10 protein-coding genes are annotated in these 11,913 nt (G+C 41.3%); 7 read left to right on the top strand and 3 right to left on the bottom strand.

Features of this window, described 5'->3' with window-relative positions; translation table 11 throughout:
- The first annotated feature begins 5 nt into the window (after positions 1-5).
- Together BLQ57_RS05505 and BLQ57_RS05500 are read left to right on the top strand one after the other, a co-directional pair.
- A complete protein-coding gene (locus tag BLQ57_RS05505) occupies positions 6-887 on the top strand; it encodes an ROK family protein (protein WP_087938243.1) in 882 nt (293 codons plus the stop codon).
- Between the two features lie 13 nt (positions 888-900).
- Positions 901-2,751, top strand: a complete 1,851-nt coding sequence (locus tag BLQ57_RS05500; RefSeq protein WP_087938244.1) for an FAD-dependent oxidoreductase — start codon at positions 901-903, stop codon at positions 2,749-2,751.
- Between the two features lie 27 nt (positions 2,752-2,778).
- Here BLQ57_RS05500 and BLQ57_RS05495 read toward each other — a convergent pair whose 3' ends face one another.
- Both BLQ57_RS05495 and BLQ57_RS05490 read right to left on the bottom strand, forming a co-directional pair.
- Positions 2,779-3,162: a nuclear transport factor 2 family protein gene (locus BLQ57_RS05495; protein WP_087938245.1), complete on the bottom strand. Its 384-nt coding sequence runs from the start codon at positions 3,160-3,162 to the stop codon at positions 2,779-2,781.
- A 15-nt stretch (positions 3,163-3,177) separates the two neighbouring features.
- On the bottom strand, positions 3,178-3,972 hold the full coding sequence (locus tag BLQ57_RS05490; protein WP_087938246.1) for a thymidylate synthase: 795 nt from the start codon (positions 3,970-3,972) through the stop codon (positions 3,178-3,180).
- 179 nt (positions 3,973-4,151) lie between these two features.
- Here BLQ57_RS05490 and BLQ57_RS05485 point away from each other — a divergent pair, with 179 nt between their 5' ends.
- The gene (locus tag BLQ57_RS05485) at positions 4,152-6,356 is read left to right on the top strand and encodes an efflux RND transporter permease subunit (protein WP_139162666.1); all 2,205 of its coding nucleotides are present in this window, start codon (positions 4,152-4,154) and stop codon (positions 6,354-6,356) included.
- Positions 6,357-6,425: 69 nt separating this feature from the next.
- Here the strand turns inward: BLQ57_RS05485 and BLQ57_RS05480 are convergent, their stop codons facing one another.
- Positions 6,426-7,460, bottom strand: a complete 1,035-nt coding sequence (locus tag BLQ57_RS05480) for an endonuclease/exonuclease/phosphatase family protein (RefSeq protein WP_087938248.1) — start codon at positions 7,458-7,460, stop codon at positions 6,426-6,428.
- A gap of 214 nt (positions 7,461-7,674) precedes the next feature.
- Here BLQ57_RS05480 and BLQ57_RS05470 point away from each other — a divergent pair, with 214 nt between their 5' ends.
- The 4 genes from BLQ57_RS05470 to BLQ57_RS05455 all read left to right on the top strand — a co-directional run bounded on the left by BLQ57_RS05470 (position 7,675) and on the right by BLQ57_RS05455 (position 11,792).
- Entirely contained in the window at positions 7,675-8,241 is a 567-nt protein-coding gene (locus tag BLQ57_RS05470) for a DUF2911 domain-containing protein (RefSeq protein WP_087938250.1), read from the top strand.
- A gap of 122 nt (positions 8,242-8,363) precedes the next feature.
- Positions 8,364-10,790: a penicillin acylase family protein gene (locus BLQ57_RS05465; protein ID WP_087938251.1), complete on the top strand. Its 2,427-nt coding sequence runs from the start codon at positions 8,364-8,366 to the stop codon at positions 10,788-10,790.
- Positions 10,787-11,167 carry a hypothetical protein gene (locus tag BLQ57_RS05460; protein ID WP_087938252.1) on the top strand — a complete coding sequence of 127 codons (381 nt, stop codon included), beginning with the start codon at positions 10,787-10,789 and terminating at the stop codon, positions 11,165-11,167. The genes BLQ57_RS05465 and BLQ57_RS05460 overlap by 4 nt, the downstream gene beginning before the upstream one ends.
- A 106-nt stretch (positions 11,168-11,273) precedes the next feature.
- On the top strand, positions 11,274-11,792 hold the full coding sequence (locus BLQ57_RS05455; protein ID WP_087938253.1) for a transcriptional regulator: 519 nt from the start codon (positions 11,274-11,276) through the stop codon (positions 11,790-11,792).
- Positions 11,793-11,913: the final 121 nt, after the last annotated feature.

The raw sequence follows: 11,913 nt of genomic DNA, 5'->3' as shown, positions 1-11,913 counted from the left end.
AAAAAATGGATTACATAGGAGTCGACATCGGTGGTTCGCATATTTCTGCAGCAGTGGTCTCACGTAATGGGGATCATGTGAAATTAGGCGAAATAAAAGAAGCTGGAGTAGATACCTACGCAACTGCCGATGAGATCCTCAGCTCTTGGACTGAGGTGATTCGCTCCGCCGCAGGAGAAAGGAAAAGTTATTTTCTTTCTGTGGCCATGCCGGGACCTTTTGATTATGAAAATGGGATTTCGCTTATGGAAGACCAAGGGAAAATGAAGTCTCTCAAAGGCTCCTCCGTCCGTCAACTTTTAGCTGAATCGCTTCACATTTCCCCCGAACTCATACATTTCACCAATGATGCAGCCGCTTTTTTGATAGGTGAAAGTGAGGTAGGAGCGGGACGTTCTTACAGCAATTCCTTGGCTTTGACTCTGGGGACAGGACTGGGTTCTGCCATCAAAGTAGAGGAGGTGGTAAAAGATGCTAAACTCTGGACGGCCCCATTCAAAGAGGGAGTGGCAGAAGATTATTTAGGTACTCGATGGTTTGTAAACATGGCTAAATCCAATTACAACCTTGAAATCAGCGGAGTCAAAGATCTCCTCAGTCCTGAGGTGGAGGATAGTATTCGAGCAACTCTCTTTCAGGAATTTGGTGAAAACTTAGGCGAGTTTCTATTTCCCTATCTCATCCGATTACATTCACAGGCCGTGATTTTGGGAGGTAAAATCAGCCAAATAGCCTCCTTGTATTTACCACACACCCAAGCTTATCTAGACCGAATGGGGATAGAAGTACAGATAATCATTTCAGAACTACAGGAGAATGCGGCCCTTGTCGGGGCGATGATTCAGCATCAATCCAAGCTTTCCAATTCCCCTTTATTGACTCAGTAAAACCTTACAGCCCATGAAGAAATCTCTTTTTTTCTTTTTCCTCTTAGGAACACTTCACTCCCTTTTTGCTCAGCAAAGTTACGATGTCATCGTGGTAGGAGGAGGGGCTAGCGGAACAGCCGCAGGGATCACAGCGGGCAGATTGGGAGCCAAGACACTGATTGTTGAGCCATCAGAATGGCTGGGGGGAATGCTTACCGCGGCGGGTGTATCTGCCATTGATGGAAATCATCGATTACCCTCAGGTATTTGGGGGGAATTCAGAGATAGTTTGATTGCGCATTATGGCTCTCAGCAGGAGCTTTCAACAGGATGGGTGAGCAATACACTTTTTGAGCCGAAAGTAGGTAATCAGATTTTTCAATCTATAGCCGTCTCAGTTCCCAATTTGGAGCTGGCTTTTCGAAGTTATTGGAAGAAAGTTTCTTACGAAAATCAAACTTGGACACTGACGTACGAAAAGGATGAGAAAACCTATCAGGTGGAGGCACCTCTTTTGATTGATGCCACAGAGTTGGGGGATGTAGCGGCATCGCTTGACCTTTCTTATCGATTGGGAATGGATGCTCGGGATGACATCGGTGAAGCATTTGCCCCCGAAGAAGCAAATGATATCATTCAGGACCTTACCTATGTGGTCACTTTGCAGGATTTTGGACCGGGAGAGGATAAAACCATTTCCAAGCCTGAAAATTACGATCCTGAAGAATTTGCCTGTGCCTGCGCCCATGCAGATCCCATCACGGATAAGGATCCTACCTTGGACTGTGATAAAATGATAGCTTATGGTAAGCTACCCAATGGGAAATACATGATCAATTGGCCCAACTGTGGGAATGATTACTACACCAATATTGTCGAACTTGACCCAATTCAGAGAGAAATAGAGCTAGAGAAAGCCAAGCAGAAGAGCCTTAGGTTTATTTATTATATACAAGAGGAACTTGGCTATACTCACTTGGGAATTGCCGAAGAGGAGTATCCTACGGAGGATGGACTACCAATAATTCCTTATCACAGAGAATCAAGAAGATATCATGGAATGGTGGATTTTACCTTGCCCTTTGTCAGAAGTCCTTTTGATGCACCGAGCCCAATGTACCGAACGGGAGTGGTGGTGGGAGACTACACCATAGATCATCACCACAAAGAAAGACCGGATGCTCCGGCTATTGATTTTATTAAGATTCGGGTTCCATCTTACAATATTCCTTTAGGTGCATTAGTATCACGAGATCATCCTGCTTTAATTTTGGCGGAGAAAAGCATCTCAGTTTCCAACATTGTAAATGGCGCCAGTCGTCTTCAGCCTGTGGTATTGGGAATTGGTCAGGCTGCGGGGACTTTGGCTTACCTTGCTTCGCAAAAAAATCTGGATTTGAAGGATATTTCTATCAGGTCGGTGCAGCAGGCACTTCTTAATCAAGGCGCCTATTTAATGCCATATTTGGATATGCAGCCTTCGGATCCTGATTTTCAGGCCATGCAGCGAATCGGGGCCACCGGCATACTGAAAGGAAAGGGAGTCCCTTACCTCTGGGCAAATCAAACTTGGTTTTATTCCAATGATAAAGTGACAGAATTTGAATTGATTGAGGGGATGAGACCACTTTATCCTGAATTAAAAGATTTTTGGGGTGCCTCGGGGGATTATTTGACAGGTGCAAGGTTTCAAGAATTAATCACTCTAGTAAAGCCAAATACTCCTTTGCTGGAAATAGCACAAGCTTGGAAAAGAAGGGAGCTGAAGGGAGAATTTACAACTGATCAAATCCTGAATAGAAGAATGGTCTCTGTACTGATGGACGAACTACTCCAACCTTTTGAACTTGAGGTAAATTGGGATGGAAATCTTCGCCAGTGAATTAGAAAATCCAAGACAAGAGAGAAATTAACTGAAATCCTTGATTTTCAATATTTTACTGTTTCTGAATTCAAAGATAGATTTACCTTCAAATTGAATGAACTGACCTTTTTTGATGCCATTGGGAAAATCTACAGCTGCTAGGGCCTGAAATTCAATTTCTACCTCAAGGCTTTCTCCCTTTTCGGTCCAGTTGACTGCTCTTTGATTTCTGCTGGAAAAATAGGCCAAAGCTTCATTGGCCTGCTTTTCGAAGTTGGCTTTTCCCTCAAGCTGATGGGTAAGTTCTCCACCTTGATAATTTTCAAATTCGATATCTTCGTCCAAGAAACGAAGCATTCCTTCGACATCTAGGCTATTGTAAGCTTTTAAATAGCCTAAAATCAGCTTTTGTTTGTCTCCGAAAGTCATGATTTAAACCTAATGTTAGATTGCTACCGGTGCTTTGATATGGGGATGCGGATCATATCCGACCAATTCAAAGTCCTCGTACTTAAATTGGAAAATATCCTTTACCTCAGGATTGATTTTCATATGGGGAAGAGGACGGAAATCTCTATTGAGTTGGAGTTTTGCCTGATCGAGATGATTGAGGTATAAATGCGCATCTCCAAAGGTGTGGATGAATTCGCCTGGCTGCAAATTACAGACTTGAGCGATCATCATGGTGAAGAGCGCATAGGAGGCAATATTAAAGGGAACTCCCAAGAAAATGTCAGCACTCCGCTGATAAAGCTGGCAGGAAAGTTTGCCTTCTGCCACGTAAAACTGGAAAATAGTGTGACAAGGAGGTAAAGCCATGTGGTCCACATCGGCTACATTCCAAGCACTCACGATATGACGTCTACTGTCAGGCTTATTTTTAATTTGATTAATGAGGTTTTTGATTTGATCGATTTCTCCACCTTTTCCATCCGGCCAGTGCCTCCATTGGTAGCCATAAACGGGACCCAAATCGCCATTTTCATCCGCCCATTCGTCCCAGATAGAAACTTTGTTTTCTTTTAAGTAGGCGATATTGGATTCGCCTTTCAGAAACCAAAGTAGCTCGATAATAATCGAACGGAGGTGTAGTTTTTTGGTAGTGACGACGGGAAAACCCTCAGATAGATCAAAACGCATCTGATGTCCAAAAATGCTCAAGGTGCCTGTGCCGGTCCGGTCAGATTTTTTTACACCTTCATCTAAAATTTTTTGCATCAAATCGTGATATTGCTTCATCGGAAGAGAAATTTTAATTGGAAATGACAAGATAGTATCTTCCCCTCATTTTGCGAAAATATAAACCAAAGCACTTCATTTTTGATTACTAATTTGTGAATTCTCCCTCAAAATCCTCATTCAAATCTTGGTTTTTCGATTTTAGCAAGTCTGCTAATAAAGTTAGATTTTGGATAGGTATGCTATTTTCCCTCTTTTTGATAGCGCTCCAACCCCTGCCGGTTTTTGATTATAATTTTGAGCAGTTTTTTCCTCAAAACGATGAGGATTTAAGTTTTTACAATGACTATCAACAGAAATTTGGCTCGGACAATGACTATTTATTGACGGCTTTTCAGTCCGATGAGAACTTTTGGGAAAATGAGGAGTCTTTATGGGATTTTAAGACAATTTCAGATCAGCTTCAGTCTCTGGAGAATGTAGACACAGTTTTGTCCGTCTTTTCTGTCCAACTTCCTAGGATTGGTACTTTTGGGGCTAGATTTAGACCCTTGATATCATTTGATAAAGATAAAAATACAGCAAGGGTAGAGCGGGATTTGGAAAGCTTCCGAGGCACATTGATTGCTGAGAGTGGAGATAGTTTTTTGATTTTGATTCGAAACAAGAGAGGACTGGATAAGACCGAAGGAGATCAGCTCTATCAGGAAATTTTGTCAGTTTTTGACAAGGAGGGGAAAAAGCCGATCGCAGTCGCAGGAAAGATTCAGACACAGGGTGATTTTGTACAACTCATGCAGGCAGAGTTTGGGTTATTTTTTGGGATCTCTTTAATACTGATGGTGCTTTTACTTTTTTGGATTTTCCGGTCTTGGTGGACTGTCTTGGTGACTGTTTTGGTTATCCTTTTTGGGGTTATATGGGCTTTTGCCATGATTCTTTTGATAGGGCAAAAGTTGGCCCTTATGTCAGTGATGCAACCTACTATTTTCCTGATAGTAGGATTGAGTGCGTCTATCCATTTACTGAGTCATTTATTTAAAGAGCAAAAACTGGAGCCAAGGTTTGACCTGTCTGTAGAAAAAGTTTTTAGAGCGATGATAAGTCCCGTAGCCTTGACTTTTCTAACGACCTCGCTCGGTTTTTTATCCCTTTATTTTACCACGGTACCGGCCTTGAAAGATTTTGGTCTCAGCACCGGACTGGGGATTTTATTGATGTTTTCGGCGATTTATCTGCTGATGCCGAGTTTACTCTTTTGGTTTGGAAAAGGAAAAGAAATGAAAATCAAGTCGAGGGCAAGTGGGTTACACTTACTTCCATTTCTGATTTTGGTTTTTCGTGGAAAAAAATGGATTCCTTTTTTGTTTTTGGGATTGACCTTGGCCTCGGTTTTCATGGGTTTGCAGATCAAGGTAAATGGATTTTTATTAGATAATTTACCCACAGACCATCCAATTCAAAAGGATTTTCACTTCTTTGATCGAGAGTTTCGAGGGTCTAATCCGCTGGAAATCTACCTTTCCGTCAAGGATAATGAAACTAGCCTAGTAGACTACAGCGTACTGGAGGAAATTGATCAAATAGAAAAGTACCTGGAGGAGACTTTTGGGGAGCTTACTTTTTTATCTCCAAACTCACTGATGAAAAGTCTGAATCAAGCACAAAACCAAGGAAACCCCAAGGCCTTTACGCTTCCTAGTCGTGGTCAATATGCTCGTTTGAAACCGTATTTGGAGCGTGTTCCTGTGGAGCTTAAAAATCAGGTGCTTTCAGAGAATAGTCAAGAGGGAAGAATCTCCGCCCGAACGGCGGATTTGGGCAGCTATCAAATGGGTAAAATCAGGAAAGATTTTGGAAAATTTATAGATGAAGAAATTGATAGCGAAATGCTGGAAGTAAGATGGACGGGCACTTCTTTTCTCATCGATAGCGGCCATGAATCTGTGACCCGTCAGATGGCTAGCGGCTTGGGGATCGCTTTTTTATTGGTGGGGGTGATTGCTGGTTATCTTTTTAGGTCATGGAGAATTTCTTTTATTCTTCTGATTCCTAACATTATACCTTTGTTATGGATGCTGGGCCTGATGTATCTTCTCGGTATCGAATTTAAACTGACGACCGCCATACTTTTCACTGTCGCCTTTGGTATAGCAGTAGATGACAGCATTCATTTTATGAGTAGGCTCAAGATGGAATTGGGTCAGGGAAAGGGCTTTTTGTATGGGATCAAACGGACTTTTTTAGAAACAGGCAAGGCGCTTATTTTAACAAGCTTTGTTTTGGTTTTGGGATTTTCAGTATTGATGATCAGTCAGTTTGGCGTAACTTTTTATACAGGATTGTTGATTGCAGCAGCATTGATTTTTGCATTGGTAGCTGATTTGGTTTTGCTTCCCGTACTTTTACTATCGGTGAAGCGAGTATTTGAAAAAAAGCGTTAGTCAAGTAAGATAGATGAAGCTCGTTCTGAAGAAAATAATTTCTATTGATAGAAGTTAGAGTCGCTTAGCTCACTTTTTAAACCTCAAAGTAGCCGAAACAGGGTAATGATCGGAATAGTCTACTTCCCGATGCGTAGTAAATTCCACTGCTTCCAGTTCCGGACTTGAAAAAATATGGTCAATCCTGAGAAAAAACAGGATTTTATTATAAGTGAATTCAAAGCCATTCCCGGCGGTCTCAAAGGCATTGATATGATTTTTGCTGAGGCGAAAATAGGTATTGGAATAAGGCAGTTCGTTGAAATCACCCATGATAATATTTGGAAAAGGGCTGTTGTTGATATGCTCTTCAAGTACTTTTAGCTGCTTACTCCTTGCAAGGCTTCCGCGGTGGAGTTTTCCTAGGGTTTGTCTGTAATTTTCCTTTACTCCATCTAAGTTTTCCAAGGTCTGGGAATTGATCTGCATCGACTCCAAGTGTACATTATAGATTCGGATAGTATCTGATTGATAGAGAATATCTGCGAAAATAGCACCATTTGCCCGGTTATTGTCAAATATTTTCCCGTCGTTGATTATGGGGAATTTGGAAAAAATAGCCATTCCATAAGACCTCCTGGAGGGATTTCCATCGATGATTTGATAAGAATATTCCATTTCACTGTCTCCACCCAGAATTTTCAGCGAATTCCTAGACGGGGTAGTATTATCCTGATAAAATTCCTGAAAAACCTTGATGTCGGCAGTATGCTGCTGCAGCCATGCGTAGACGCTAGGGTCAAATTTTCCTTCCGTACGAGTTTTGTAATCGAATAAATGGGTATTGTAGGTCAATACTTTAATTCCATCCGGGTTTTCTTCTGAGGTATTTTTTTGAAAAGTGATTTCTGCAAATCTGAAACCTATAATCAAGACCAAGAGCGGAATAAAAGCTTCTTTTTTCCAAGACAGAATCAACAAGAAAAAGAGGAAAAGATTTAACAGCCAAAAGACCGGAATGAGGAAAGGTAAGAGTCCTACATAGGGAAAGTCCTCCGGTGACACATAGACACTGCCAAAAATCAAAAGTGTACAGATGAATATAAACCCGATAAAATATTTCATGAAATGGGGTAGGCTAATTCCCTTAGATCTTCTAAGATGATGAGATTTTCTGGTGCAATTATTAATCCAAAAACAGCTAACTTCCGTAAAGTAGCGAAAGAGATTTGAAAATTTAAATGCTTATCTTCTTCAGATTGAAAATCAATACGAATAAGAACTTCTACTTTGAAGGTTGGCACATTATTAGTTTATTCAACCCATTAAATAGAACACTATGAGAAAGACGCTTACTATTTTGTTATCGGTTTTGATGGTTTCAGGATTTGTTTCATGTAACTCCAAAACTGAATCGATTGAGAATGAGCAGACTGAAGAAAGACAAAGTGACTCAAATGAGGAACAGCGTCCTAGTCCCTTGGAAATAAAGCAAGGCCAAATCAATGGAAAGGACTTCTTGGTCCAATATGGTTCTCCTGCTGTGAAAGGGAGAACACTCTGGGGAGATTTAGTTCCTTATGAGGTGGTTTGGCGCACCGGAGCCAACGAGGCGACTTTTGTAGAGCTCAAAGAAGAGATGAAAATCCAAGGAAAATCCATCCAACCGGGTAAATACTCCTTATTTACTATTCCTAAGTCCTCTGGAGCTTGGACGGTGATTTTGAATTCGGAATGGGACTTGGAGCATGGTCATTTTCAATACGATGAAAAGAATGATGTCCTTCGGGTAGAGGTGACGCCAGTATGGGAAGAGACGAGTCAAGAGAGACTTTCTATTGATTTGGAGGCCCCAGGATTGGTCATCAGATGGGAGAAGCTAAAGCTCCCCATCACCATAGAATAGTTCTATTCATGTAAGCCCTTGTTTGTTGAAAATGAGGGCTTTTTTTTGAGTCAATGACCGAGCTGTAAGGTAATTTTTTAAAACTTTCAATTAAATTCGTGGCCCTACCCCAAAGTGATTTTATGAAGTATTTCGGATTTTTGGTTGTCGCCTCGATCACCCTCGGATTGGCCTACCTTGCCTCAGTTCCCTTAGGACCCGCACCTCCAATGGGTATTTTGCTAGATCCAAATCACGGTTTTTGGCAAAATTCATATAGTGAGGATCAACTGGCTGAGGAAGAACTAGACTTGATAGGTTTAGCCGAACCTGTCACCGTACACTACGATGAAAATTTGATTCCACACATTTTTGCCCAGAATGAGTTGGATCTCTATCGTGCACAGGGTTTTGTCACTGCCCAGCATCGATTATGGCAGATGGAGTTTCAGACTATGGCCGCAGCAGGGCGAATATCCGAAATCGTAGGTGATATAGCTTTGGATCTTGACCGAATGACTCGAAGGAAAGGGCTTTCCTATGGGGCAGAGGTAGGACTTCGGTTTCTTGAAGAAAATGATCCAGCCACTTTGGAAAAGGTCGAAGCCTATGCCGAAGGAGTCAATCAATACATCGAAAGCTTAACTACAGCAAGGCTACCGGTGGAATATAAAATCTTGAATTACCGGCCCGAGCCCTGGACAGCACTGAAGTCTCTACTCCTGCTCAAATACATGACAGATATGCTGGTGGGGGATAGAGATTTGGAGTATTCCAATCTTAGAAAAGTTTTGGGGGAAGAGATGTTAAATAAGCTTTTTCCGGAATATCCTCAGGTAGTAGACCCAGTGATTGAAAAAGAAAGAAATTGGAATTTTACACCTCTTCAGGTAGTAAAACCTGATTCCCTTGAGTTTCCTAAGGACGAGCTCCTGCTTGATCCTTTACCGCAACCTGAAGAGGGAATTGGCTCAAATAATTGGGCGGTTTCAGGTTCCAAAACAAAAAGCGGCAATCCGATTTTGGCCAATGACCCCCATTTGGGATTAAATCTGCCTTCGATTTGGTATTCGATGCAACTGTCTACCCCAGCGTACAGGGTAAAAGGCGCTACACTTCCTGGAGCCCTAGGGGTGATTTCCGGTTTCAATGAGCAGGTGGCCTGGGGCGTCACCAATGCCACTAAAGATGCGAGAGATTGGTACAAAATTACTTTCAAGGACGCTTCACGAAAGTCCTATCAATATGGACAGGAATGGAGGGATGCCACTCTTAGGCTGGAAGAGATCAAAATAAAGGGTCAAGAAACAGCTTTCGTAGATACTGTAGTATATACACATTATGGTCCTGTGGTCTATGATCGAAATTTCAGATCGGAGCGCCAAGATGTGAATTTTGCCTTGAAGTGGACCTTGCACATGGGTTCCAATGAACAAAGAACTTTCATCTTGCTAAATCAAGCCAAAAATCATCAGGACTATATGGCGGCCTTGGACCATTATACAGCCCCTGCCCAGAATTTTGTCTTTGCATCCAATGAAGGAGATATTGCTATGCGAATTCAGGGAAAATTTCCACTTAAATGGGAAGAACAGGGAAAATTTTTTATGGATGGAGCTGACCCAAAAATGGAATGGCAGGATTTTATACCCTATGAGCATAATCCCAGCACACTTAACCCCGAAAGAGGTTTTGTCTCTTCGGCAAATCAACATCCGGTATCTCCTTCTTACCCCTATTATGTTTTTGACCATAGCTATGAGCATTACAGAAATAGAAGGATCAATAGTCAATTGGAGGCTATGGATCAGGTCACTGTGGAGAATATGATGAAATTGCAGTTTGATGATTTTTATTTGCATGCAGCAGAAGCTCTTCCTTTGATGATAGAATTTCTTGGCTCTCCAGATACTCTAAGTGAAAAGGGATTGTCTTATTTAAAAGAATTGAAGGCATGGGATTTTTATGCAGACCCCAATCAGAAAGCACCGACACTTTTCTACGTGTGGTGGAATAAAGCCTACCTTTCTCTTTGGTCAAATATGAATGAAATAAAGGGTCCGAAAATTCGTCCAAATAATTATCAAACCTACCAATTGATGAAAGATGAGCCGGGATTTGATTTTTTTGATTTGAAAGAAACACCGGAAATAGAAACAGCTCAAGATCATATTAAAAAAGCTTTTGCTGAAATGGTGCAGGATATGAGTACTTGGGAGTCTGAAAATGGAGATTATTCTTGGGCGAATTATAAGCAAACTACCATTCAGCACCTTGTGCCACAGTTTGCTTCCTTTTCGGTTAAAAACGTTTACACGGGAGGAGGATCAGGTATAGTCAATGCGACAAGCGGAAGACATGGGGCAAGCTGGAGGATGATTGTCGAGCTAGGAGAGGAAGTCAAAGCATTTGGAATCTACCCTGGAGGTCAATCAGGTAATCCTGGGAGTCGATTTTATCAAAATTTTATTCCCAAATGGGCGAATGGTGAATATTTGAATTTTAATCTAAGAAATAGCGACGAAACCGGTAATCTATTATTCAGTAATACATTAAATCCCTCAGAATGAAATTCCCAAGTTATTTTCTTTTGGTAGTCCTTTTGGTGGCTCTTGTTAGTTTTTGGCAACCCTACTGGGTAGTGATGATTGTGATTTTTGCCTTTGGTATCCTGATTCCTTCAAGGAAAGCTACTTCGTTTTGGGGAGGAGGATTGGGAATGGCAGTTGCTTGGCTAGGTCAAGGGGTTTTTATTTCCATAACAACGGGAGGAAAATTAGCGGATAAAATAGCTGATATCTTCGGAGTCAGCTCAGGCCTGTGGATGCTTATGCTCACAGTTTTATTGGGTTTTCTTTTGGGCTCTTTTTCAGCCTTAAGTGGTAATTTGCTTAGAAAAATTCTAAAAAGGGAGAGAAAAGATATTTACAGAGGGCCGCTTCTTTAGACTAGTATTTTCGCAAGGAAAAATTTAAATCATTTTAGAAAAAAAAGTTTTGTCACTTAAGGCGAATGAGTACCTTTGTTACTCACTTATCAAAAGTGGATTTTTAATGCTTGACTCCCTAATCACATCCAAGACTCGTCTGAGGCTGCTTGTTAAGTTTTTTGTGAATGACCGCAACCAAAGTCATCTTAGGGGGCTGGCAGATGAATTTGGCGAATCGACCAACGCAATACGGAAAGAGCTCAATAATCTTACTCAGGCAGGGATTTTGTTGAAGCATTCTGAAAAAAATAAAATTGCCTATCAGGCAAACACACATCACCCTTTCTTTACTAATATTCGGGACATCATCAGAAAGTACCTTGGTCTTGATATGCTTTTGGAGCAAATATTGGAGAAAATGGGGGAAGTCGAGCAGGTTTTGTTGGTAGGGGACCTGTCGAGAGGAGTGGATTCTGGAAAAATAGATGTGGTAGTGGTAGGGGATGATTTAAATCATGATTACATACAGGGCTTAACCAAGCGAATAGAGGGATTGATCGATAGAAAGGTGATATTTACCTTTCGTTCGAAAAGAAACGATCATTCTGGCTTAGTCCTTTTTGATAAAGCAGTAGGAATCTAACTATAGACTAGATTTCGTTAATTGATTTTGCTAGGCATTCTATGTGACCGAAAGGGCGAAGCTGTATCTAAGTCACTCATTCCTACTAAAGTCAGCCTAATCTTTCCAAATGTTTTAAAGC

Origin of the sequence: Algoriphagus faecimaris, from assembly GCF_900101705.1 — a bacterium.
Classification (GTDB): Bacteria; Bacteroidota; Bacteroidia; order Cytophagales; family Cyclobacteriaceae; genus Algoriphagus; species Algoriphagus faecimaris.
This window is presented reverse-complemented; position numbering and strand designations above follow the sequence as displayed.